We start from the raw sequence: 26,314 nt of genomic DNA on the forward strand, positions 1-26,314 counted from the left end.
AGAATTACAGTCACCATCAGAGAAGATCAGAGAGATCAGCGGGAATGAATTTAGCCCGCAGATCACACAGATTTACGCAGATTCTTTTTAGAAGCAAAGAATTACGGTCACCACCAGAGAAGATCAGAGAGATCAGCGGGAATGAATTTAGCCCGCAGATCACACAGATTTACGCAGATCTTTTTTAGAAGCAAAGAATTACAGTCACCATCAGAGAAGATCAGAGAGATCAGCGGGAATGAATTTAGCCCGCAGATCACACAGATTTACGCAGATTCTTTTTAGAAGCAAAGAATTACGGTCACCACCAGAGAAGATCAGAGAGATCAGCGGGTAAGAGAAGGTAGTTGGCAAAACCGTAATCAAACAATTCGGAGAGCAAACAACAGATTGGTCAACAACCTGACAACCCGAAACCCGATAACTTTCCTCCCCCACATCCGATACCTAAATTTAATTTTCTATTTTTGTCGGTATAAATCCATCAAACTGAAATACATTGAAGAAGTGTTTTTTTAACTTAATCATTAGCTTTCTATTCATTTTTCCAGTGCAATTGCATGTAACAGCGCAAATCAGCGAAGGCGGTATTCCTCCGGCTTTTCAATATCGCCTGCCACAAACCGGAATACCAGTCATGCAGGTTACCCCTCCCGATGTTGAGCAGCTTCGCGATCAGGATGCATATTACGATAAGCGGGGTGATGCCCTGCGGTTTGCCGAATCCGTCCAGGTAAATATTGACCTGGCCAGGGAGGGATTTTGGGAACGCTTACCTGATGGCGGCAGGCTTTGCCGACTTATCATCGAGTCGAAAGATGCGCAGGCGCTTATTCTTTACTATAGTCGGTTCATTATTCCGGCAGGGGGGAAACTATTTCTTTACAATGCGAATCACAAACAAATTATTGGCGCCTTTACCAGGCGAAACAACCCAACACGCGCAAGTTTCGCCACTGAGATGATGCAGGGAGAAAAGGTTACACTTGAATACTACGAACCATCTGGAATGACGGCAAAACCGGAAGTGGTGATCAATGAGGTTGGATATGTATATCGCACAGCTGAAAACTTCTTCCGGCAGCGTGGTTTTGGTGGTTCCGACACCTGCGAGGTCAATATAAATTGTCCGGAAGGCGAGGAATGGCAAAACCAGAAAAACGGCATTGCACGAATCATTGTAAAAGCAGGCTCCTCCTCTCTTTGGTGCACCGGCTCTCTGGTTAACAATGTACGTTGGGACCTGACGCCATACTTCCTAACCGCTGACCATTGCGGCGCCAATGCGACACCACAGAATTACGACCAGTGGCTTTTCTATTTCCGGTACGAAGGCCCTGACTGCGAAAATCCGACAACCGATACTTTATTCAAAAACTACACGATGACCGGCGCCACAAAACTGGCAGCCAGTGGCGGAGCAGGTTATGCATCAGATTTTAAATTGCTCCGTTTGAACGAGTCGGTTCCGCTGTCTTACGAGCCTTATTTTAATGGCTGGAGTAACGCAGACGTGCCAAGTCCCAACGGTACAACCATCCATCACCCGGAAGGCGATATCAAAAAAATAAGTACTTACACCGACACACTGAAATCAACGAGCTGGGGAGCCCTTCCCAATACCCATTGGAGGGTGGTTTGGACTCCGACAGAAACCAACTGGGGCGTTACTGAAGGGGGATCATCCGGCAGCCCGATTTTCGACGACCAGGGAAGAATTATCGGCCAACTCACCGGAGGCGAGGCCAGTTGCCGTTACACCAACAAGCCTGACTATTACGGTAAATTTTCCTATTCGTGGAATACTGACACAACATCGGATTCTACAAGGCTTAAACCCTGGCTGGACCCGGATAACGTCGGAATTACCGAACTGGATGGCACCACAGTGAGCGTTGAAGAAACTTCCCTTCCGGAAAGAGATCTGCAAATATTCCCAAACCCAACCAGCGGACATGTTTTTATCAATGATAACCGAATGGCAGGAAACCAGGTTCAGATCATGATTTTTGACCTGCCCGGCAAAGAAATTTTTACCAAAAATTATCCTGAACTGGCGTCAAATCAACTCAATCTCGACCTGAGTTTTTTACAAAATGGAATCTACTTTCTTACGATCGTGGTGAATAACGAGCCCCAAACGGTAAAGCTGATCAGGTAATCCAAACGTTTGGAAATCATAAAAAACTAAAGCCGCAATGGATTGTCCACTGCGGCTTTGCTCTTTTTTAGAAAACAAATGCTTTAGTTTTTCAGATGCTCTGAAAGGAACTTTTCCATTGCGCGGTAAAAATCAAAGCGGTTTTCTTCGTTTCTGAAACCATGGCCTTCATTGTCTTTCACCATGTATTCCACTTCGATACCGCGCTTGCTGAGTGCTTCAACAATCTGATCCGATTCAGCCTTGTTCACACGTGGGTCGTTGGCGCCCTGGGCAACAAAGAGTGGAGTCATCATTTTATCGGCATTCAATGCAGGTGAAGTGGCTGTGAACTGAACCTTATCCGTTTCAGGATTTCCCACCATCTCATACATCATATCGAGCATTGGTTTCCAATAAGGAGGGATTGTTTGCATAAAGGTAAAGAGGTTGGAAACGCCAACATAGTTTACTGCCGCAGCGTACAAGGTAGGAGTAACAACAATTCCCTGCAACGTAGCATATCCACCGTAGCTGGCGCCGTAAATGGCGATCCGGTCTTTGTCAGCTATACCTTTATTGATGAGCCAGTAAACGCCATCGGTGATATCGTTTTGCATGTTCAATCCCCATTGTTTAAACGATTTTTCCATAAACTCACGGCCATACCCTGTTGAGCCTCTGAAATTCATCTGCAGGACTGCAAAACCACGGTTGGCCAGGAACTGAACTTCCGGGTTGAAGCCCCAGTTATCGCGTGCCCAGGGACCCCCATGCGGATTGACTACTACCGGAAGGTTTTTGGCTGTCTCCATCGTGAGGCCTTTTGGTAACGTCAGATAACCCGGAATCACCATACCATCACGGGCGGTATATTCGATCGGGTACATACTGGCCATTTCGTTTTCGTCGAGCCAGGGGCTTACATCATGAATTTTTGTGATGTTGTCATTGGCAAAATCATAGAGGTAATAAGCGCCGAGTGAACGATCGGAGTAAGTGCGGATGATGAACATATTTTCCTCATCATCTGAAGAAGAAATACCCAATTCGTAGTCAGGTAAATGGCGGTTCAGGTTGTCAAACATCTTTTTGGTCTGTTCATCAAAGAAATGACGCTCACGTTTCCACGAAACAAAAGAGGCCGAGGTGACCACTTTCCTTTTTCTTGAGAAAAAGACATTGGAAATGTCATAGTTTGGATTTTCATAGAGCACTTCCATTTCTTTTCCGTTGGCAATATCGAAAAGCACTACAACCGCTTTATCCCGTCCGAGGTTGGAGGTTGCATAAACGTGTTTATTATTGAAGTCGAAAAATTCTGGAGAAACAGATTCCTTAAAGTTGGTTGTAAGCACCGGCCTGAACTCCTGGTCTTCGGTATCGCGGTACTGGATCTGGGTGTTGATGCCGTCCACAATAGCGATGGCAACCCTCAGTTTACCCTCATGGTCGGTCATCCAGCCCTGGATGTTACCCGGGTTTTCGGCCAGCATGGTCATATCTCCGGTTTTGATGTTGAGCCGGTATGGATCGAAAACCATCGCATCGCGTTTATTCATGCTGATGATCATTTCATCGGGGATGTCTTTCAGGTCGTCGATGATTTGAGTTCTGACCCCCTCGAAGCAGGTGAGGCATTTTGAATTTTTACCGTCTTTATCCACGCCATAAATAGCGAAATTTTCGTCGCCGCCATTATCTTTGAGGTAAAGGATTCTGTCTTTGTTAGCCCAGTAATAACCGGCGATGTCGCGGTCGGTTTCGCTGGTAATACGGGTTGCTTTGTCTTTACCTACCTGCTGCACAAAAACGTTCATGCGGCTTTCATAGGGCGCCATGAAAGTGAAATATTTCCCGTCCGGGGAAATCTGGTAAGCAGTTTTTTCGGGATTCTTGAAAAAATCCTCCAGTGGAATCTGGGTTTGAGCCATGATTGGTTGATTTGGTAGCAGGTCAAACATCACCATGGTGAAAAATGTTCCTGCAATGAGAAAGAATTTGATGTTTTTCATTTAAAATGAGTTTTAAAATTATGGCGGCAAATGTAAGCCAAGATCGGATAGCAGCCTCAAAACGTAGTCTTACAATTATTTACCCAACAATTAAAACCAGTTTTTCCGCCTCATGTAAATATACATCCCCACCCCAACGGTAAACATGAGCGCTAACACTGCAGGATAAGTCCAGGCCAGGTCGAGTTCAGGCATGTGTTTGAAATTCATCCCGTAAACACCGGCCAGGAAGGTAAGCGGGATAAAAATCGTTGCAATCAGCGTCAGCGATTTCATCACGTTGTTCATCCGGTTGGAGTTGTTCATCATTTGCAATTCCATCAGCCCGGCGATCATATCGCGATAGTGCTCGGCTGCGTTCGATAGATAAATCAGGTGATCATTGGTGTCGTTAAAAAAACTGCGGTGGTGTTTTTTAATCAGCAAACTGTCGCTTTTCAGTAATAGCCGGATAGCCTCAGCCACCGGGAAAATGTATCTCCGCATAAAATTCAATTCCTTTTTCTGTGCCTGTATTTTCCCGGTCATATCGGCGCTTTGATCCTTCATAAGCGTTTCTTCGACCTCCTGCAATTTTTCCTCCGTGGTGGTGAAAAGCAGGTAATAGTTGTCAACGATGATGTCGATGAGCCGGTACAAAATGTAATCATTTGTGCGCTGACGGATTTTTCCGACGGATTGCTCAATGCGTGTGATGAAAGGATCGAAAAGTTCCGAACTGCGCTGCATAAAGCTGATCAGAAAATTTTCTCCCAGCACAAAACAAACGTGGTTTACTTCAAACTCATCTGTTTGGCTGTTTCTTCCCAGCATTTTAATGACAAAAAACAACTGACCATCAATCTCCTCCGACTTGGGCAAATGTTCGGTGTTGAGAATATCTTCGATGATCAGCGGATTGATTTGTAAAAGCTGGCCGATCTGATCTAGTTTTTCCACATCGCTGAGCCCGGTAAACTGGATCCAGTTGGTACAATCAGGCTTTAAAAGCGAAGGGAGCTCTTCAAGGTTGGTTATTCCGGTATTTTCGTAAAAGTCATCTTTGAACGAGATCAACCTCACGGAGGTTTCGGCTGTTGACTGTGCAAAGGTATGGATCAGCGTCCCCGGCGGCGATCCCGCTTTGGTCTTCATCAACCTGTAAATGTTGCTTTGTGGAACTTTCATAACGATCAACTTAATGGGTTTCAGAAAAAAAGAAGATGTTGTGCGAGCAAACATCAGTCCTAAATTCACCAAACTGAAAGGTCAGTCCAAAAAATAAACCTGCTCAAGCTTGACAGTGGCCAGGGAAGGCAGGGTTTAAGCTTTAGTGGTTAAACTATTTAAATCTTCGTCGGACAGTCATTTGTTTCTCAAGGAATTGCTCATATAATTCATTTGTTGAAATCGTCTTAGAATATCGTTTGCTCTTGAGTCCCAAGATTAATTTTTTGTCGCCTGTCCACAATTTACCGTTGAGGTAATTTGTCAAGGCTACAAATAAAGCGTCGTTTTCATCAATATCTGCAACCAAATCAATGGCCTTAAGTAATTCTCTGTCCGATAGAAAGATTTCATCAACAAATATTATTCTATTGGTTATGGTCTGGTAAGAATTTTTAAACTGCTGATTGGTAAAACCAGATAATGAAAGGATTTTGCCTTTATGTTCCTCTATTTCTTCTTTTAATAAACCAACAGTGTAAAATTTAAAGTACCTGGAGCCATTGATTATTAGTTGTCCAATTTTACCTTGAGAATTTAAGATAGCACTAAAAACGATATTTGAGTCAACGATGATCTTCATTCCAGTTTCCGTTGGGCTTTAAGTTTTGTCCAAATGCTTTTGTTTACGGATGCTGAAAGCTCATCAACATCTTTCTGTTTAGCTTTTGTCGTCGCAGTATTTTCTTTGTACTCAAGGTAATCTATCATATTTTGCAGCTCTGTCAGGTCTAAACTTGCTGGTAATCTTACTAATATTTCGTTATTTGTTCGTTCAAGTATCATAACAATTCAATTATTTAAGGGTCTTTATATTCGTACTTAACACTTTTTTTTTCGTTAAAATTGTGGGTCACTCCAAAATTTCATCATAAACCAATCACTTTTCAGTGTTTCATGGGGCAATGAAAAATGGCGCTGTCCGGCGTAAACGCTCACAGTGCCGAAACCCGACGTCCTCATGTTTTCATGAGGTTCGGAAATTTCATTGCTGGTTCTTTGTTGTTCAGTATTAACCATTTTACTCCGTTTGTTGGATGCAAATTTATCGAAACTTCTCAATTAGCAAAGTCGCCGGTAAAGATTCGTGTTTTGTATTGGTGATTGAAGCGCTGCAATAGTTTGTAAAAAGGCGTTTTCAGTTCTCCTATCATCACTGCATCATCCATCCGGGTGGGCTATATTCGGTTTGAAATCAATTGCTTTCCAGGCGGCGATCCCGCTTTGGTCTTCATTAACCTGTAAATGTTGCTTTGTGGAACTTTCATGTTTGTAATTTCTTATTTGACATCCGCTTGCCTACCCAATGCATTCTTACAATGCGGTTCATTGCGACTTCTTCGCGCATCTCTGCGGTAAAAAGAAGTTAACCGCTGAGCTTTTACGCGGATAGCTGCAAAGCTACATCTTTACGCTGACTTCGTTTTAATAATAAGGTCTTGCTTTTGGCGTTAGCTTGTCATTAAAAAACTTACTGACATTGAATATCTACGCGCGTAAAAAACAGTGGAAGTTGCTTCTCTTTGCCGTGGCAATTGCCATTGTTGCCGGTTCGATGTGGTACACGAGTATTATCGTGAGGAAGGTAGCCGAGCAGGAGCAGATGAATGTGAAGATCTGGGCCGACGCCATCCACCGGAAAACCACGCTGGTGCAGTACATCGAGAAGTTCTTTCAGCAAATCAGGGCCGAAGACCGCAAGCGGGTAGTGTTACTTGCCGAAGCCTACAAACAACTGATCCGCTCCGACGACCCCAATATTGACCTTACTTTTTATGTAGATATTATCCGCTCCAACGAAAATATACCTGTTATCCTCACCGATGAAGATGGCAGAATCATCAACACCAAGAATGTTGAATTTGATAAAGATACCGTTACTTTCCTGTCAGGCAAACTGTTAGAAGAGTTTTCCGTTTATCCTCCAATTCCCGCAAGGTATTTTCAGCAAAAGAAAAATTATCTGTATTACAAGGACTCCCGCTTACACAGCGAACTTCACGGTGTCCTCAACGACCTGGTCAGTTCGTTTTTCTCCGAAGTGGTGATCAATGCAGCCAGTGTTCCGGTCATCATTACCGACAGCACCAAGAAAAAGGTGATTGACTTTGGGAACATTGAGCCGGAATACATTATGAACCCGGTTTTTGTGGAAAAAACCATTGCCGAAATGGAAGCCAGCAACCCCCCTATCGAAATTGATTTGTCCAACCTGGGCAAGAGTTACATTTTTTACAAGGGATCTTATCTGCTGACACAGCTCAGGTTTTTCCCTGTCGTCCAACTCACCATTATTGCATTGTTCCTGTTTATCGGTTACATGATGTTCAACACGGCCCGGCGGTCGGAGCAAAACCAGGTGTGGGTGGGGCTGGCCAAAGAAACTGCTCACCAGCTCGGTACACCGCTTTCGTCGATGATCGCATGGATGGAATTGCTTAAGATGGAAAACATTAATAATGATGCGATCAATGAACTAAGCAAAGACGTTGACCGACTTGAAAAAATTACCGACCGTTTCTCCAAAATCGGCTCTGTGCCAAAGCTTACAGATGAGAACATCGTGGAGGTCATCCATAACTCGATCACCTACCTCAAAACAAGGACTTCAAGGAAGATCAGCTATGAGATCACACCCGGCCCTGACGTGAAAATCATTGCTCCCATCAATCTGCACCTGTTCGAATGGGTGATCGAGAACATCACCAAAAATGCCATTGACGCCATGGGAACAAAAGGGGTCTTCTCGGTAAATATTGAACAGCAGAACGGGACAATCACCATCGATTTGTCAGATACTGGAAAAGGAATTCCCAAATCAAAATTCAAAAGCATCTTTAATCCGGGATTCACCAGCAAAAAGCATGGCTGGGGGCTGGGTTTATCGCTGGCCGAAAGGATCATCCAAAATTACCACCGCGGTAAAATATTCGTAAAATCGTCGGCCATCGACAAAGGAACCACCTTCAGGATTGTCCTGCGCAAGACGGTTAAACATTAATACCCATGGCGGGCATCTATCTTCACATCCCCTTTTGCAGGCAGAAATGCCATTACTGTAATTTCTATTCTCTGGCTACGAAAAAGTACAGAAATGAAATCGTAATTGCCATGAAAAGGGAAATTGAACTCAACAAAGATTTTTTCGGGGGGGAGCCGGTGCAGACCATTTATTTCGGAGGGGGAACGCCATCCCTTTTACCCGTTTCAGAACTGATTGAGCTGATAGAAAAGGTAAAAACAACATTTGAAGTTAGCGATGAGGCTGAAATCACCGTCGAAGCCAACCCGGACGATTTGACTGATGAGTGGCTGAAATCATTGTCACATTCGCCTGCAAACCGGCTTAGTATTGGCATCCAGTCATTCGATGACCGGGATTTACACTACCTTAACCGTGTCCATTCCGCCGCAGAGGCAAAGGCAGGCATCGGAAAAGCAATCGCTGCCGGTTTCTCAAACCTCAGCATCGACCTAATTTATGGCATTCCGACATTGAGTGATGAAACATGGTTGGAAAATATCAATACTGCCGTTTCGCTCAATATTCCTCACATATCAGCTTATGCCCTCACCGTTGAGGAGGGGACTGCCCTTGATCATTTGATCAGAAAAGGAAAATACACCCCTGTTGACGACGAAAAAGCTGTGACCCAGTTCAAACTGCTGATGGCCACTCTTGATCAGTCCGGTTACGAGCATTACGAAATATCAAATTTCTCGTTACCCGGGCACTATTCGCGTCATAATAAAGCATACTGGAACGATGCGAAATACCTGGGCATCGGCCCTTCGGCCCACTCATACGATGGCAGGATAAGGCGATGGAATGTGTCCAACCTGGGAAAATATACCGAAGGAATTTCCTTGGGAAACGGCCTTTTTGAATTTGATAAACTGACTTCCACCCAGCATTTTAACGAGTATGTGATGACCTCGCTGCGCACCATGTGGGGGATTGACCTGGCTGAGGTGAACAAGCGTTTCGGGCAATCCTGTCTGGACCATTTAAACAGGGAATTAAAAAATCCGGAAATCCGGGGACGGATAGTTACTCAGGACAACAAAATCGTACTCACCAATGAGGGCAAACTATTCGCCGACCGGATGGCTGCCGGGTTCTTCATGTGATGGATTTTATCCCTTTTCTGACTTAAAACGATATCGCTGATCAACATTGAAATAGAATTTTTATAATGCACATATTTACGTAAATTTATGCATTACGATGTTTATGGATTACAAAACCACCAACTTTTCAAAAACAGAATGGTTTTGCGGCAGTAAAATTTATGCAGGATCTGCTTAATAACAGATTTAAAGTTGATATTTAACATGTTACAAATGAATCATTCCATGCACGTGATCTTAATCAAATATTTTTAGTTTCTCCGTGAACCTCTGTGGCTTCTCTGCGAAGCGCTGTGTAAAAATTAATAGTGACACAGAGAAACACGGAGAAGACACAGAGAACCACAGAGCCTTTGACTATTCGTTTATTTCTATTTGAGTTTTTCAGCAACCCTATGTGAAACTTTGTGGATGATTCTTTATCCACTTTTCAGATTTTTTCCAACAAATTTCCCCAAGACTCCTTATTTAAATCGCATTAATCACACTACTTCCTAAAATTTCTCCTGAGTTTTTTTTGCGTTCGTTCAAAAAATACAGGCGTTTGTCAATTTGTTCCCGGCGTTTGTAAATCTGTCAGCATTTCGCCTTTCCGATGTTGTAGTTTTATCCCTGGTTTATTAACTCAAATTTTCTAACCTAAAAAAAACCGGAGGTATTTATGTATTTAAAAAAATTACACATCGGACGGGAAATTTTAGCTATCACATTTTTCCTGTTTATCGCTCTCTCACTTCATTCCCAGATTCAGGTTCAGGGATTGATTGCCGACAACGAAGGAGCTGCTTCCTGGAATGCGGATGGAAGCGGACCTGAACCTTATGGAGTCGGGCATAGCACTTTTACCTATTATATTGCTTCGCGCGACTATGTTAACCCTGCAGCAGCAGCAGGCGCCCATGTAACAAGCATTGGTACTGACTTTCCGCTGTTTGCCCAGGCGCTCACCAACAATGGGTTCACACCGGGTCAGGTAATAGTTAAATTGGGACTGGCTTCCCTGGGAAATGACCTTGAGGGCGAGGACTGGTTTACATTCGGAAACGAGCACCATTTGAATTTTTATCCCATAAGCACCCTGATGACGATTAATGGTGAACCCATGATTTCAGGCATTACCAATTACATGATGTTTAATTATGGTGCTTCAACGGGTTGGTCGTGGCAAATGGAATCCAACTTTTTCGTTGCAGCGGACGCTTCGGGCAACAGCTCTGCTGCGGTTAAAGCAGTAGCAGCAGCCTTCCTGCTCGATGTTTCCGGCCATGAATTGCGCTTCAATTTTCAATCCTTAGGTTCGACAGTTCCTTTTACCGGCAACGGAAGAAATGGATCCTACCGCAATATCAGTGGTAATATTGAAAAAGGCCGCCCGGAGTTGGCTTTCCAGGGGCTTGCGGTAAACCATGAGGGTTTTGCCGGCTGGGATGCCGACGGCACCGGGCCGGAGCCCAAAGGGGACGGTCACAGCAGCCAGAAGTACTATGTTGCTTCGAGGAATTACGATGACATTGACCCCGATCCGAATGCCGGTTTTGCCAGATTGTTAGGTGAAAATGGATCCGGATTTCAAAATTTCGCCTTGCAGCTTCAATACAGGGGCTTTACGCCTGAACAGGTTAAATTTAAAATGGGACTTCGCGATATTGGCGAAGACATCGAAGGCGAAGACTGGAGCTATATTATTCCAATTCATGAAGTAAATTTCTATCATTCCGATATCACCGCTGAAATCAATGGCGAAAAAGTGTTTGGCTTTGTCTGCGACACGGCAACAACCTATCAAAACACCAGCAGTCCCAGCCTGGGATGGTGGGGAACATCGGCCATCACATCCGTTTACGATGCTTCCGCGAACAGTTCAGCAGCTGTACAGGCCATTGCATCTTCCTTTTTTAAAGATATGCAAAATCGGCAGATTCAAACCATTACAACGTTGTCAACCTATGCCAACGAAACCTTCAGCGGCAACGGAAGGATTGGTGGCGGCTTCTGGCAGATCAATGAGGCTAAGATGGTGGCCATGCCGATGAAAGGAACACAAGTACAGCCGGGTGAGGTTTCAGGGCACTGGACCATGGCCGGTCATCCATACATTGTTACCGGCGACATCACCATTCCTGATGGCCAGACACTGGTGATTGACCCGGGCGTTTGGGTCAAATTTAGCGACCGTGTTCGCTTTAAAGTGTATGGTGCTATCAAAGCTGTTGGTGATACGAGCAATTTAGGGAAAATAGTATTCACCGCTGTTAATCCTGAACTGGGCTGGGGGCATTTTGAGTTTGACCAGGTAAATGTAGCCAATGAATGGTCTGTTTTCAAACATTGCATTTTTGAATGGGGTTCTGCTGCGTTGCCAGTTCCCTGGAATCAACCCTATAACTGCGGAGGCGCACTTGCACTAAGAGATACCGACAGGGTAAAGATCGAAGACTGCCTGTTTCATCACAACAAAGCGCTGAACAATGGATATTATACTGCAAACGGAGGAGCTATTGCTTTGTGGAACAGCAACCCGGTGATCCAAAATTGTATTTTTAATAACAACCATGCCAATTGGTCCGGGGCTATCAGCTGCGCTGTTGGTTCTTCGCCCGATATTGTTAACTGCCTTTTTTATGGTAACAAATCGCTAAATAATTCTGTTGATGGTGGTGGAGCAATACTGGTGGCCGCAGATGCAAACCCAAGATTGCTCAATAATACTTTCGTAAATAACCATTCCAATTTCAGTGGAGGTGCTTTGGAGATTTACAATGGGTCAAATCCTGACCTTATCAACAACATCTTTTGGGGCAACACATCACCAGCAAACAGCCAGATATATATTTCGTCCAACGATTGCAACGTGGATTTCAAATACAACGACATCGAGGGCGGACAGGCAGGCATCGGCCCTTATGGTATCGGGAGCGGTGTGTTTGAAAACAACATAGAAGCTGATCCCGTTTTTGTCGATGCGTTGGCGCTGAACTACCAGTTGGGTGATGGCTCGCCGTGCATCGACGCCGGGATCCCTGATACAACCGGACTCAACCTTCCCCCGTTTGACCTCCTGGGGAATGTGCGTATCTGGGATGGCGGTGTTAACGGAGCAATTGTTGACATGGGACCTTACGAATATGCTTCAGTTTTCCCGGGAATTGAGAAAATCAATCCAGAAAATAGTGCTTTTGAACTCACCAACTACCCCAACCCCTTCGCCGGCATCACCACCATTGAATTTGTCATCACCGAAAACGCCATGGTTGAAGTGGCCATTTACAACCAGTTGGGACAACTCGTTACCACCCTTGTGAATGAAGAGCTGACTGCCGGCACTTATCAGATAGCCTGGCAGGCCGGCGATGCGCCGGAGGGTATCTACCTGTGCAGGATGAAGGCCGGGAGTAAATTCTTGACTAACAAAATTGTGAAAGTTGAATAAGATCCCTGCATTCGCTCCCTCCTGATCTAATTACCAGGAGGGAGCGAATTTGCAAATAATCCCACATGTAAATGAATTACCAATAACACCCAACCACCATGAAAAAACTTATCCTGATCTTAACAATGATTTTTTTGAGCCAATTCTTTGCTTTTTCCAAGGGATGTCTGCCGCAAGGCATCGCGTTCTTCACCCAGGCAAGAATTGATAATTTCCAGGCCAACAACCCGGGATGTACCCAGATTGAGGGCGATGTGACAATTAATGGAGATGACATTAATAACCTGAAGGGATTAAGTGTACTAACCTCAATCGGCGGAAACCTTTTAATTTGGGACAACGATGTCCTGACCAGTTTATCCGGGTTGGAAAACCTGACCACTGTTGGGGGATACGTTAATATTCATAACAACGATGCCATGACAAGTTTGTCCGGACTGGAAAGCCTGACTACCATCGGAGGATGCGTCAATCTTTATAACAACAATGCCCTGACCAGTTTTTACGGGCTGAAAAGCCTGACCACTATCGGGGGATACTTAAATATTCATCATAACAATTCACTGTCATGTTTTACCGGACTGGAAAGCCTGGTTTCCATAGGAGAATTTCTTGATATTAATTACAACAATGCACTGACCAATTTTTCCGGAATGGAAAACATAACCTCGATAGGTGGTTATCTTGATGTAAGCGGAAACAACGCTTTGAATAGTTTGGCAGGACTCGAGAATATCGCTGCGGGGTCTATTACGACCCTATACATTAGATACAATTTTTCGTTATCCGCCTGCCATATTCAATGCATCTGCGATTACCTGGCGGCGCCCGGCGGTAATATCTATATCTATCACAACGCCCCGGGCTGCAACAGTCCTGAAGATGTGGTTGCGGCCTGTACATCCTGCCTACCCGAAGGCATCACTTTCAACACACAGGCACAGATTGATAATTTCCAGGCCAATTATCCGGGGTGTATGGAGATTGAGGGGAATTTGACCATTCAGGGTAGCGACATAACAAATTTGAATGGATTGAATGTGCTGACTTCCATCGGGGGGGATCTTTGGATTTATTATAACAGCAACCTTACCAGCCTGACAGGTCTTGATAACCTTACTTCCATTGGAGGATACCTTTATATTGACAATAATACCATCCTGGCCAGCCTTGCAGGGCTGGAGAACCTTACCTCCATCGGGAGTTATCTTAGTATTTATGAAAACAGCTCCCTCACCAGCCTTACAGGACTGGAGAGCCTGACTTCCGTCGGGGGGTATCTTTATATCAACTATAACAACGCCCTGACCAGCCTGACAGGACTGGAGAACCTGGTTACTACAGGTGGACTTTATATTGGAGATAATAGCACCCTGACCAGCTTTACTGGGCTGGATAACCTCGTATCGTTAGGCGGAGACCTGAGGATCAGCTCCAACAACGCTATGACCAGCCTGACCGGACTGGGAAACCTGACTTCCATTGGAGGTCATATGTATATTGGAAAATGGGATGACTATTCAGGTGGGAATCCTGCACTCATCAATCTATTCGGGCTGGATAACCTCGTATCAATTGGAGGCGACCTGAGGATTTGTTCCAACAACGCTTTAACCAGTCTTAGGGGGCTGGAGAACCTGACTACCATAGGAGCTAATGTAGAAATTGGGAGCTATTGGGATGGTGGAAACCTTCAATTGATCAGCCTGAAGGGGCTGGATAACATCATATCAATAGCCGGAGACCTGAGTATAATATACAACAACGCTTTAAACAGCCTTACTGGACTGGATAACCTGACATCGATAGGCGGAAACCTTAAGATCACTTCCAACAACGCTTTGACCAACCCGACGGGGCTGGAGAACCTGGCTTCTATCGGGGGTAATCTTTTTATAGGCTATAATGACGCCCTGACTACCCTGACCGGACTGGAAAACCTGACCTCAATCGGTGGGGAATTTGAGCTTTGGAATAACAATGCCCTGACAAGCCTGACGGGGCTGGAAGGTTTGACCTCAATCGGGTGGTCTCTTGGTATTTATCATAATAACGCTCTGACCAACCTGACGGGGCTGGAGAACCTGGCTACAATAGGCTACACTCTTTATATTTGTTATAACGACGCCCTGACCAGTCTGACTGGGCTGGAAGGTTTGACCTCCATCGGGTGGTATCTTGGTATTTATCATAATTACGTTCTGACCTGCCTGACGGGACTGGAGAACCTTACTTCCATCGGGAATATTCTTAGGATTCATGATAACATCGCCCTGATGAGCCTGACGGGGCTGGAGAACCTGGCTTCCATCGGGAAGATACTTGAAATTTATAATAATAACGCTCTGACCAGCCTGTCAGGCATCGACAATATTGCTGCCGATTCAATTACAAACCTTCAGATTTATTCTAATCCTTACTTATCCACCTGCCATGTCCAGAGCATCTGCGATTACCTCTCTGCACCCAACGGTTCTGTTGAAATCCAATACAATGCCCCTGGCTGCGACAGCCCGGAGGAGGTGGAGGAAGCGTGTGAGACCCTTGGTATTCATGACATCGGAAATGAAAAGCCTTCCGGTGATCAGCAGAATTGGAATGTAAATATTTTCCCCAATCCCGGTTCAGGGATCATTACCGTTGAATTTGAGATCAAGGAGGGGGCTTATGTTACCGTAGCCATCTTTAACCTCACAGGTCAGCAGGTTGCTGAACCGGTGTATGAGCTGAAAAGCCCTGGCCAACAGCAGGTACAATTCGATGTTTCCGCCCTGCCGCCGGGAGTCTATTATTGCCGCCTGCAGACCGGAAATCGAACTACAACGAAAAAAATAATCATCACGGAATAAATCCTGCTGCGCAAAACAACTCAGGATGATCCGCTGCGCCGGAGGCACAAAGAACCTGTGAAGGAACGAAGTGAAGCAACAAGTTTGAATAAAAAAATCTTTTCAGGAAACATTGCCTGTTTTTCAAACTAAAAAAATTACATTTGTGGAAAATTTCTTCATGATCAGGGCGATAATTGTTGACGATGAGTTCTATTCACGCGAACAAATCCGTAAAATCGTTACGACCTTTTGTCCCAACGTGATGGTGCTGGCTGCTGCCGACAGCGTGAAGTCGGGGGTAGCCGCCATTAACGAGCATGAACCCGACCTGGTGCTTCTCGATATCAAATTGCCCGACGGCAGCGGCTTCGACCTGATCAAGCACTTCAATAAACCCGATTTCAAGGTGATCTTTATCTCCGGCTACATGGAATACGCCATCAAAGGCTACAAGTTTGGCGCAGTGGATTACATTCTGAAACCGATAGACGAAGAGGCGCTCACCCTCGCCATCAACCGTGCCGACGACCTCATCCGCTACGAAGAGAAACTGAAGTTTAAGGCCATTGAGGAAAACCTGGTTTCGCTCAACAAAACCAGCAAAATCCTCCTCAAAACCACCGAACAGATCCACCTGGTCAGCATCAGCGACATCATCCGGGTGGAAGCCGACGGCAGCTATTGCACTTTTTATATCACCGACGGACGGAAAATCCTGGTTTCAAAAGCCATCGGCGAGTTCGAGGAAGAGCTTATTGACAAAGGATTTCACCGCATACATAAATCACACCTCATCAATATCGGCAAGCTAAGTTACTTTGACAAAAATGACGGCGGGAACGTGAAAATGTCGGATGGCTCGGAAGTCCCTGTCGCCTCAAGGAAAAAGGACATGCTGCTCGATTTGTTCGAAAGTCTTGCATAGGATGATATAATTAAACGGTTAGTCTTAAATATTTAATGAGAATCAGAACTATATACAATAATACGATTTATGGAAATCAATCAGATAACCGAAAAAATAATTGGGTGTGCCATAGAAGTCCATAAAAGATTGGGTCCGGGATTATTAGAATCAGCTTACGAAGAGTGCTTATCCTATGAGTTGAAAAGTGCTGGATTCACTATTGAACGGCAAGTTCCTGTACCAGTAGTCTATAAAGACATTAAACTGGAGTGCGGATACAGAATTGATATTCTGGTTGAGAAGACTGTAGTTTTAGAGCTAAAAACAATTGAAGCATTTGCACCTGTTCATGAAGCTCAGATTCTGACTTATTTGAAATTTGCCAATAAACCACTCGGATTGCTGATCAACTTTAATGTGACATTGCTTAAAAATGGGATAAGGCGGTTTAAAAATTAACACTATGATTCCTCTGTGTAACTCTGTGATCCCTCTGTGAAACTCTGTGTAATAAAAAAATTACACAGAGAACCACGGAGAAGGCACAGAGAACCACGGAGAACTGCAGTAGCAGATAAGTTTAAACTCTGTGTAACTCCGTGATTCCTCTGTGAAACTCTGTGTAACAAAAAAATAAGTTACACAGAGAACAACAGAGAAAGTTCAACAATTGTGCGGATTTTATTTTGGGTTGACGTTACAATTATAAATCTAAAAAAATGTCTGAGCAAAAACAAGAGGCGTTATCGCGTAAAGCTACGGTTTTATACCTGACCTTCAGCGGGTTTCACGAAATGGAGACAAACTCCTCCTTTGGTGAAATTGCAGCTTTGCTCGGTCGGTGCTTCTCCTTTACCGATCCCATCATCCGGCTTTACAGCGGCAAACCCTACAAATACATGGGCGAGAGCGCCATGGCATTTTTCGGATTGAATGAAGATGGTAAACGTTCGTCGGTGAATGCAGTAAAATCAGCCATCGAACTGCAAAACAAGTTCTCAGAGCTGATCTCCGAAAATGAGTTCCCCGGTACGATCGGATTCAAAATCGGTATCTATTCAGGTGAAATTTTTTCGGCAACCATTGGAACCGGAGCCGAACAGCAGGAAAATTACTTTGGCGAAGCCCTTCAACTGGCTGCGCACATTTGCAGTCTGGCCATGCCCGGCCAGATATTGGTCGGCGAGGAGACCCGACAACACGCCAGCACCGATTTTACCTTTAATGCCCTCGAACCCGTTCCCGTAAAGGGGTACAAAAAACCACTTCCCATTTTTGAACCGCTGACTAAAAAGCACAAAAAACTCGACCTAAAAATAAGTCCGCAGCGTAAAATTGTTTCGGAGATGGTGGGGCGCAGCAGCGAAATGGAGCAACTCGAAGGGCTGATCAGAAATCTGGCGGCAGGCAAAGGCTCCATCGTGAACATTGTAGGTAAGGCAGGCATCGGCAAATCGCGTCTGATGGCGGAAATGAAGGCTCAGCCCTTGATGGATAAGGTGCTTTTGCTTGAAGGACGTGCAGTGTCGACAGGGCAAAATCTCAGTTTCCATCCCATTACCAATTTAATTAAATCCTGGGCAGGCATCACCGAAGAGGATCTTCCTTCTGTTTCATCAGAAAAGCTTTTTCAGGGTATCAAACGCAACACTGCGGAACAGGCAGATGAAATCTATGCTTTCCTTGCCACCATGATGGGATTGCCGCTTGAAGGGAAAAACAAGGAGCGAGTCAAGGGTATTGAAGGTGAGGCGCTTGAAAAACTCATCCTGAAAAATCTTCGCGACCTCATTATAGCCGCCACAAAAGACAAACCCCGCATTTACATGATCGAGGATCTGCATTGGGCCGACAGCTCATCCATCACCTTGTTTGAATCGCTATACAAGCTTTCAGAGAAATACCCTGTAATGTTTATCAATGTAATGCGGCCCGGATACAAGGAAACAGGAGATTACATCTTAAAATACCTTGTGGATAATTTCCCGGGCGATCATAACACCATCAACGTTAATCCTTTGGAGGAAACGGAATCCGGGAATCTGATCAAAAATCTTCTGAGAGAAGCCCCAATTCCTGAGGAAATTCAAAAGATGATTGTCCGCAAAACTGAGGGGAATCCCTTTTTTATTGAGGAGATCATCCGCAGTTTTATAGATGAAGAGATTATTGATATACAAGAAGGTAATTTTATTGTAACCGAAAAAATCAAAGATGTCAACATCCCTGAAACCATCAACGAGGCCATTCTCTCCAGGGTGGATAAACTGGATGAAAAGACCAGGGAATTGCTGAATACCGCCTCTGTAATGGGACGTAATTTCTATTACAAAGTATTGGAAGAGGCTACAGATACCATAGAAGAACTTGACGAAAGGCTCGCCTATCTTACCCAGGTACAGTTGATCACCGAGACAAAAAAGAAGGAAGAAATCGAGTACCTCTTCAAACACGCCCTGGCCCAGCAGTTGACCTACGACGCCATGATGCAGCAATCACGGAAGGAGATACATTTCAAAATTGCCCGTTCGATTGAGAAAGTGTTTGCGGCAAACATCCATGAGTTTTATGGCACACTGGTCTATCACTACGAGCTGGCAGAGGACGAAGAAAAGGCAATCTATTTCATGTTATTGGCTGGTGAAGAAGCCATGCGATCAGGCGCTTCGTCAGAAGCATTGCGGTTCTTTGAAAGGGCGCTGGATGCTTTGCCGGAACAGAGAAAAAATGATCCGCAAGACAATGAGATCAGGGATCTTAGAATCAATATTGCCAATTTGTATCACGCGTTGGGACGCAATTTTGAATCGGTTGAACTCTTTGAATATATTTTTGAAAAATACTTTAATTACAGGGTTGCAAAAACGGAAAAGGGTATTATGCTAAGGGGTATCTGGGGGATGGTGTTGATCGCTTTCGCATTTAGGTTTCCACGGCTGTTTTTCAGAAAATCCATAAAAAAGGAGGATGAATTAATTTGCACTCATTTTGTCGACTGGGGTACCCCTATTTCAACTATTAATCCACGACATTTTGTTTTTAAGCCATCTGATGCGGTCAGGAGATTTATTAAGTACGATCCCATGGGTTCTCAGGCAGTTCTGGATCTTTACATCCAGATTTCTTGTATATTTCTTTGGGCATCATTCTCTTACCCAACTTCAAGGAAGATCATTGATCTTGTTGACCAGGCAGATTTTCAATTAAACCCGAGGCCTCTTTTGTCATTATTAATGACAAAAAGCATGTTTAACATAAATACCGGGAAATGGCATTACAACATTGATGCCGATGAAGTATTTAACACGGGGATCAAAACGGGTGAGCTATGGATGACCAGTGTCACCGCATTGTATCTTGGTATGCAGCAGACCGAGTTGGGGAATTATGCCCGTACTATTGAGATTTCGGATAAACTTAAAGAATTGGGAAATTCCTTTGAAAACAGTTTCTCTATAGCACAAGGATACAGAGTGAGATTCGTGTGCCTGATGAAATTCAGAAAATTTGAACAACTGCAGCCATTATTAGACGAAGCCAGGAATTACATGCATACTACTGATAACAAGTTACATGCATTTTTAGTGGATATAGTCCAAAGCCACCTCCATATTCACAACAACGATCTTGATGCAGCGGTAAAATCTTTTGAGGAAGCAAAAAAGTCCCTGGAAATAATCAAGAGTATTCCGAGCTATTATACACCCTATCTGATAGCAAAAATTCATCTGGGCTTAGCGTTGATGAACGACAAAAGAAACAAGGATATAAAAAACAATCAGGAGATCAGGGAACTGCTAAAGGCATCCAAAAAGCTAATAGCTAAATCAAAGAAATTTGTCAGCAACCTTACCGAAGCCTACCTGCTACGATCGAGGATTTTCATGTTTCAGCAAAAATCCGGCAAAGCTTTTAAAAATCTTCAATTAGCCATCGCTACCGGAGAAAAATACCAAAGCCGCCTCGAACATTCCCGCGCCTGTTTTGAAACCGGCAAATTCCTTTCCGATCCAAATAATAGAAACAAGGAATTAAACGGCAATCCTGCGGGCTATTATCTGGAAAAAGCCAAAGCCATGTTCGAAGAAATGGATCTCCAATGGGATTTGAAGGAGTACGAACAATATATGGAAACCTAAATCAAGCCCAATGAAACAAGAAAATGAACCATCAGCAGCGAAAACCGATCCGGTTGCCACCATTGTAATTGCGGAGATCGGGGGGTTGATTCATTTATCGGATGTAAAAGATGCCAGGGGGGAAAAGTCGCTGATCAATGCTTTGTATGAGAAAATCAGTCAGGAAATCCGCTTGTACAACGGTACGATTTATCCTTCGATGGGCGAGCGGATCATGGCCGCATTCGGATTGGAAAACAGGGTTGAAAACGATGAGAAGAATGCAGTCAATGCGGCGCTGAGGTTTCATGCGGTGCTCGAGTCTTTTTCAAACGATCATGACCTTGCGGTTCCACTTACCGTCCGGGTTGGTATTCACACCGGCCCGGTAATCAAAACCCGGATGGGCGCCGGGTCGAACATCCAGGAATCGTTGATCGGTGAAACCGTTGACATTGCAGCCAGAATCCAGGACATTGCCGATAAAAACCAGGTGCTGGTGGGTTCAACCACTTACGATAAAACCAAAGATTTATTTACATACCACACGCTCGAGCCCGTCCCTGTGAAAGGGTACAAAAAACCGATTGCGATTTATGAGGTCACGGTGAGGAAAAGCGCTCCCACCGAACCTCCGCTGCAGAGCGGGCGGATCATCACCTCGCAAATGATTGGCCGGCAGAAAGAGGTCAGAGCGCTTGAGGATTTCATCAAACAACTGCTCAACGGGCGCGGCGGGGTGACGACCATCGAAGGGATGGCCGGCATCGGAAAATCGAGGCTGATGGCCGAGATCAGGCAAAAGGAGATCATCCAAAATGTAGCTTTCTTCGAGGGGAGGGCACTGTCGGAAGGGAAAAACCTGAGCTTTCACCCCATCATCCAGATCATCAAATCGTGGTCGGGAATAAAAGAAGACGACAACCCGGCAGTTTCTTACCAAAAGCTGTCGGCCAATATCATCCGGATTTATCCCGAGCAGGCCTCCGAAATTATCCCATTCGTGGCTACCATGATGGGCTACCCGCTGGAAGGCGAAGCAAAGTTGCGGTTGAAGGGGATTGAAGGCGAAGCCCTCGAACGGCTGATCCTGAAAAACATCAGGGATTTACTCTCCCGCGCTGCCAGCATCCTCCCTATCGTGATCATGGTCGAAGATGCACACTGGGCTGACCTTTCATCCATCTCCTTCATGGAGTCGTTGTTCAAACTGGTGAAAAACCACCGGCTGCTGTTCATCAATGTTTTCCGTCCGGAATACAAGGAAACCGGGGAACGGCTGAAATCTTTTTTAAAGGAAAACCTTCCGGAGCATTACAAGGAAATCACGGTTCAGCCTCTGAAGGAAAATGAATCCGCAGAACTGATCGGCAACCTCCTAAACCAGACCAATCTGCCGGACGATATCAAACAGTTGATTTTGCTGCGCTCGGAAGGCAATCCGTTTTTCATCGAGGAAGTGCTGCGGTCGTTTATTGACGAAGGATTGATTGAGGTGAAGGACAACGCATTCATCGTTACCGACCGCATTCAATACGCCAATATTCCCGAAACCATTGACAAAGTCATCCTGTCGAGAATTGACCGCCTCGACGAAAAGACCAAAGGTTTGCTAAGAACCGCTTCGGTCATAGGAAGAAATTTCTACTACAAAGTATTGGAGGAAGCCGCGCAAACCATCGAAGAACTCGACACCCGGCTGCTTTACCTGAAGGAAACCCAATTGCTGAATGAGCATAAGAACAAGGAGGAGGTCGAATTCCTTTTCAAACACGCCCTGGCGCAGCAGGCCACCTATGATTCCATCCTGCTAAAAACCAAAAAGGAACTCCACCTGAAGATTGCCCGTTCCATCGAAAAAGTATTTGCCGACAAGCTGCCTGAGTTTTATGGAGTGCTGGCGATGCACTATGATAAAGCCGAGGTAACAGAGAAAAAGCTTGAATACCTGATTAAAGCAGGTGATGAGTCTTTCCGTTCGGGAGCATCAAATGAGGCAATGAACTTTTATATAGAAGCCATCAAATTATTTCCAAAAGAGCCCGATAGTACTCTGGAAAAATTAAATTACAAGGAATTGGAGATTAAAATCGGCTTTGCACAGCAGGCAGCCGGAAACAATATCGAAGCCATTGAAACCTTTCAGCAAGTGATTCTGAAATATTTTGGATACAGGTTAACTTCCAATGATTTGATTAATAAATACCGCGGAACATTGGCAATGCTTACTGTACTTTTTAAATTGAACTTCCAATTCTTCTTTTTTCGGAAACAGCCGAATGAAGATTTTAATACCTACATGAATGTGTTATCCCAGTGGGGAGAAGCTTTAGCTACAATGAATCCAAGACGTTACTTCCTTCAGGCATTAAATTTTCTGAACAAAGTGATCAATTATGATTTATCAAAGTCGGATGTTGGGCTTTCATTGTTTACCGAATGTGCCAGTTTATTCATGTGGACCGGATTGTCATTTTCCCTCAGCGAAAAAATCCTGAATTATTCCAAAAAGGCCAATGCTGAAGATCATCCCAGTTCGTTGATTAACTACCGCTATATAAGGAAAATGCATGATTTTTTCACCGGTAATATTTTTGAAGACCAGGATTATGAGCGCGTTTATCAGTCTGGAATGAAAGCTGGTGATTTCTGGCCAACTACTATTTATACGTTATACTCAGGTCTCGTTTGTGTGGAGTTGGGTAAATATGAAAAGTTGATGGAGCATGTTCACCATTTGGAGAATATTTCTGAGTCTTTCGATAACAGCCATGCAAATGCTGAAATTTACCGGTTGTCGGTCCCGGCTCATTATCGCTTCAGAAAGCTGGATCAGGCGCTTGAACTTGCTGAGGAGGGGATACGATATACCAGTAAAACAGGTCATTTTGCTTTGCTATTGGTGATCTTAGGCGCCAAATCGCTTGCACATTCTGCAAAGAATGAATTGGAAGCTGCCAGGCAAGCGCTGGCTGAAGCAGCCAAGCTTGTTAAAGACCGTAAGATCATCACCATTTATCATTTTGCTTATGTACAAGCTAAAGCTCAATTGGAGTTTCAGGAGTTTAAAATGGTCATTGAACGTAAGGAGAAGCCGGGGAAAAGTGTAAAAACCTTGTTTAAAACTATCGGTTTATTAATCAGTTTGTCGAAAAAGATGCGGAGTGCGACCACTGAATCATACAGGCTAAAAGCTATAACTTGCTGGATGCTTGGAAAACAAAGGCAGTCATATAAAAACTTCACACTCTCCATTAAGTCAGGACAAAAATACAATTGCCATCTTGATCTTTCCCGGACTTATTTTGAGGTGGGAAAATGCCTGCGCGACCCAAAATCTAACGAAACCAGCCTGATGGGACTCAGCGGCAGCGAATATTTATTCAAGGCCAAACGAATGTTCGAAGAAATGGAACTTCAATGGGATTTGAAGGAATACGAAAAATATATGGAAAGTTGACTCTGTAATTTGTAGTCAATTTTTATTCCTGTTTTTAAATCATTTCACCTGAACAAAACAGAACACTTTTTGGTTAGTGTCGCTAAAAGATAAACCATGATCAAAACTATTCTTTACACAGCATTCATTATGCTTCTGAGCATAGGCAGCAAAGCACAAATCAACCTTGTCGGGGTTGCCAATAACCTTGAAACAGGAAAGATTGACATTGTTAAATGGCAGGCGCTTGATCCTGAATCGTTAACTGTTTATCCTACAATCCTGGATGGATATTATTTTGCCACATCAGCATTCGATTCGTACAACAGCAATTATTACATTACCGGAATTTCGGGCAATAATTCGGGATTGTACTCTTACAATACGATTACAAACCAGGAGAATCTGGTTGGGGGATCATTGTACACCAATATTTCCGAGTTTGATATGAGCACGGGAAAAATGTACAACCTTCAAATGGAAGAGGAGGAATACATAAGCATTTATGAATATGACATCAATACAAACCAGGACAGCCTGATCGGTGTAATCTTTGAACCGGGCGCGAATGCGCTGGTTGCGGATGCCATCGGTTTTGATGCCAACAATGGTATTTTGTACTATGTGGGTTTCACCAACGATCCTGCCTTATGTTTGTATGCAATCCCCGTCAGGGAGAATCAGTTTTCGTTCACCAGAACGATACTCAACCCAACAGCAGCGCCTTTTAACATTATCACCAGTGTTAATTTTGACAATGTCAACGAAATTATTTATGCCCGCAATGCCACTTATGATTCCACCTTTAATTACACAGGAAGCAGTGTTGTAGAGATTAATAAAACAACCGGAGATATTATCACGAGGGGTGAACTCACCGGGTTTCCTTATTTTGTTGCTGGTTCTTCTTCTTTTGATCAAAATACCGGAAGCTTTTTGCTGGTTGGTATCGACACCAGCAATATGGCTAAAATGATTGTTTTTAATACGTATGATAATACCTATGTTACTGGCTTTGTTCCCGGTAATGTTTCCGAAATTGTTTGTGACAATACCAATTTCGTGCTCACTTATTACATCACTACCGGGGTAAAAGAAGAGCAGGAGTTTAGCTTCAAACTATATCCCAACCCGGTTTCTGAAATTCTGACCATTGATCACTTTTCTTCGGACGAAGTCGCTGTTCAGATCGTCTCCGCTTTTGGCAAAATTGTTTTGGCGCAGGAATTTACAAGCAGCAAAATAGAATTGAATCTGACATCACTTCCTCCCGGAATCTACCTGGTGAATCTGACATCGGAAGGGAAGACTGCATCTGAAAAAATTGTGGTTCGTTAAAAAACAGATTTTCATTCTGGCTTTGCATTGCAGTACATATCAGTGAATTTCTTATTTACCTCGGTATGGCGATTTATCCACTATACAATACTCTTTACAACTTTAATCGTTTCAGTAACAAAGAATTATTTGGCAAAGAGTTACCTGCTCATGGCATAGCAAATGTTTGAAGAAATAGATATGCAATGGGATTTGAAGGAGTATGAGCTATACATTGAGGAATGTTCCTGACCGGATAGAAAGAACCTATTGGGTGTAACCCGGCACCTTTTCATACATCAAGAATGATTTTTGAAATTTTCAAACCTCTTCCCTGCAGGCCGGATTATTCCTGTTTTAACTATTTTTACCCGTAATTTTTTACCTGACTGACTTAATACAATTCAACGATGACAATCAAACAGGCACAGCAGACAGTGGATGAATGGATAAAAACAACCGGGGTGAGGTATTTCAACGAGCTCACCAATATGGCCATCCTTACCGAAGAGGTGGGCGAAGTAGCGCGGATCATGGCCCGGAAGTATGGCGAACAATCTTTTAAGGAAAAAGACAAAGAATACAACCTGGCCGATGAAATGGCCGATGTGCTGTTTGTGCTGATCGGCCTGGCCAATAAAACCGGCGTGGATTTGACCGAGGCCCTCGAAAGAAACCTGATTAAAAAGACCAGTCGCGACAGCACCCGCCACATCAACAACGAAAAACTTTACCCTTAATGTCACATTATGCGGGAGAAGCCGTTCTTTTACCTCATCC

General features: G+C 44.2%; 15 protein-coding genes. 11 read left to right on the plus strand and 4 right to left on the minus strand.

Going from position 1 to position 26,314, the window contains the following annotated elements; genetic code table 11:
- The first annotated feature begins 550 nt into the window (after positions 1–550).
- The gene (locus IH598_07730) at positions 551–2,161 is read left to right on the plus strand and encodes a T9SS type A sorting domain-containing protein (GenBank protein MBE0638393.1); all 1,611 of its coding nucleotides are present in this window, start codon (positions 551–553) and stop codon (positions 2,159–2,161) included.
- 83 nt (positions 2,162–2,244) lie between these two features.
- Here the strand turns inward: IH598_07730 and IH598_07735 are convergent, their stop codons facing one another.
- The 4 genes from IH598_07735 to IH598_07750 form a co-directional block, all read right to left on the minus strand.
- Complete coding sequence (locus IH598_07735) at positions 2,245–4,110, minus strand: S9 family peptidase (GenBank protein ID MBE0638394.1); 1,866 nt, start codon at positions 4,108–4,110, stop codon at positions 2,245–2,247.
- A gap of 135 nt (positions 4,111–4,245) precedes the next feature.
- Positions 4,246–5,322 (minus strand): magnesium/cobalt transporter CorA, encoded by a 1,077-nt coding sequence (gene corA, locus IH598_07740; GenBank protein MBE0638395.1) that lies wholly within the window; start codon positions 5,320–5,322, stop codon positions 4,246–4,248.
- A 154-nt stretch (positions 5,323–5,476) separates the two neighbouring features.
- On the minus strand, positions 5,477–5,944 hold the full coding sequence (locus IH598_07745) for a DNA-binding protein (GenBank protein MBE0638396.1): 468 nt from the start codon (positions 5,942–5,944) through the stop codon (positions 5,477–5,479).
- Positions 5,941–6,147, minus strand: coding sequence for a hypothetical protein (locus tag IH598_07750; protein MBE0638397.1), 207 nt, complete (start codon positions 6,145–6,147; stop codon positions 5,941–5,943). The genes IH598_07745 and IH598_07750 overlap by 4 nt, the downstream gene beginning before the upstream one ends.
- A gap of 694 nt (positions 6,148–6,841) precedes the next feature.
- Between IH598_07750 and IH598_07755 the strand changes: the two genes are divergently transcribed.
- The 10 genes from IH598_07755 (at position 6,842) to IH598_07800 (ending at position 26,274) form a co-directional block, all read left to right on the plus strand.
- Positions 6,842–8,362, plus strand: a complete 1,521-nt coding sequence (locus tag IH598_07755) for a HAMP domain-containing histidine kinase (GenBank protein ID MBE0638398.1) — start codon at positions 6,842–6,844, stop codon at positions 8,360–8,362.
- 5 nt (positions 8,363–8,367) lie between these two features.
- Positions 8,368–9,492 (plus strand): radical SAM family heme chaperone HemW, encoded by a 1,125-nt coding sequence (hemW, locus tag IH598_07760; GenBank protein ID MBE0638399.1) that lies wholly within the window; start codon positions 8,368–8,370, stop codon positions 9,490–9,492.
- A gap of 661 nt (positions 9,493–10,153) precedes the next feature.
- The gene (locus IH598_07765) at positions 10,154–12,922 is read left to right on the plus strand and encodes a T9SS type A sorting domain-containing protein (GenBank protein MBE0638400.1); all 2,769 of its coding nucleotides are present in this window, start codon (positions 10,154–10,156) and stop codon (positions 12,920–12,922) included.
- 98 nt (positions 12,923–13,020) lie between these two features.
- Positions 13,021–15,771 carry a T9SS type A sorting domain-containing protein gene (locus IH598_07770; protein MBE0638401.1) on the plus strand — a complete coding sequence of 917 codons (2,751 nt, stop codon included), beginning with the start codon at positions 13,021–13,023 and terminating at the stop codon, positions 15,769–15,771.
- A gap of 145 nt (positions 15,772–15,916) precedes the next feature.
- Entirely contained in the window at positions 15,917–16,678 is a 762-nt protein-coding gene (locus IH598_07775) for a response regulator transcription factor (protein MBE0638402.1), read from the plus strand.
- A 69-nt stretch (positions 16,679–16,747) separates the two neighbouring features.
- Positions 16,748–17,119 (plus strand): GxxExxY protein, encoded by a 372-nt coding sequence (locus IH598_07780; GenBank protein ID MBE0638403.1) that lies wholly within the window; start codon positions 16,748–16,750, stop codon positions 17,117–17,119.
- A 260-nt stretch (positions 17,120–17,379) separates the two neighbouring features.
- The gene (locus IH598_07785) at positions 17,380–20,799 is read left to right on the plus strand and encodes an AAA family ATPase (GenBank protein MBE0638404.1); all 3,420 of its coding nucleotides are present in this window, start codon (positions 17,380–17,382) and stop codon (positions 20,797–20,799) included.
- A 10-nt stretch (positions 20,800–20,809) separates the two neighbouring features.
- On the plus strand, positions 20,810–24,238 hold the full coding sequence (locus IH598_07790) for an AAA family ATPase (protein ID MBE0638405.1): 3,429 nt from the start codon (positions 20,810–20,812) through the stop codon (positions 24,236–24,238).
- A gap of 96 nt (positions 24,239–24,334) precedes the next feature.
- On the plus strand, positions 24,335–25,555 hold the full coding sequence (locus IH598_07795) for a T9SS type A sorting domain-containing protein (GenBank protein ID MBE0638406.1): 1,221 nt from the start codon (positions 24,335–24,337) through the stop codon (positions 25,553–25,555).
- 389 nt (positions 25,556–25,944) lie between these two features.
- On the plus strand, positions 25,945–26,274 hold the full coding sequence (locus IH598_07800; protein MBE0638407.1) for a nucleotide pyrophosphohydrolase: 330 nt from the start codon (positions 25,945–25,947) through the stop codon (positions 26,272–26,274).
- Positions 26,275–26,314 lie beyond the last annotated feature (40 nt).

It is taken from the genome of Bacteroidales bacterium (assembly GCA_014860585.1).
Taxonomy (GTDB): Bacteria; Bacteroidota; Bacteroidia; order Bacteroidales; family 4484-276; genus RZYY01.

Excerpts from the sequence above, each read along its gene's own strand:
- IH598_07735 (MBE0638394.1), bottom strand. The coding sequence starts at position 4,110 with ATGGTGATGTTTGACCTGCTACCAAATCAACCAATCATGGCTCAAACC.
- corA (MBE0638395.1), bottom strand. The coding sequence starts at position 5,322 with ATGAAAGTTCCACAAAGCAACATTTACAGGTTGATGAAGACCAAAGCG.
- IH598_07745 (MBE0638396.1), bottom strand. The coding sequence starts at position 5,944 with ATGAAGATCATCGTTGACTCAAATATCGTTTTTAGTGCTATCTTAAAT.
- IH598_07750 (MBE0638397.1), bottom strand. The coding sequence starts at position 6,147 with ATGATACTTGAACGAACAAATAACGAAATATTAGTAAGATTACCAGCA.
- hemW (MBE0638399.1), top strand. The coding sequence starts at position 8,368 with ATGGCGGGCATCTATCTTCACATCCCCTTTTGCAGGCAGAAATGCCAT.
- IH598_07765 (MBE0638400.1), top strand. The coding sequence starts at position 10,154 with ATGTATTTAAAAAAATTACACATCGGACGGGAAATTTTAGCTATCACA.
- IH598_07770 (MBE0638401.1), top strand. The coding sequence starts at position 13,021 with ATGAAAAAACTTATCCTGATCTTAACAATGATTTTTTTGAGCCAATTC.
- IH598_07780 (MBE0638403.1), top strand. The coding sequence starts at position 16,748 with ATGGAAATCAATCAGATAACCGAAAAAATAATTGGGTGTGCCATAGAA.
- IH598_07785 (MBE0638404.1), top strand. The coding sequence starts at position 17,380 with ATGTCTGAGCAAAAACAAGAGGCGTTATCGCGTAAAGCTACGGTTTTA.
- IH598_07790 (MBE0638405.1), top strand. The coding sequence starts at position 20,810 with ATGAAACAAGAAAATGAACCATCAGCAGCGAAAACCGATCCGGTTGCC.
- IH598_07795 (MBE0638406.1), top strand. The coding sequence starts at position 24,335 with ATGATCAAAACTATTCTTTACACAGCATTCATTATGCTTCTGAGCATA.
- IH598_07800 (MBE0638407.1), top strand. The coding sequence starts at position 25,945 with ATGACAATCAAACAGGCACAGCAGACAGTGGATGAATGGATAAAAACA.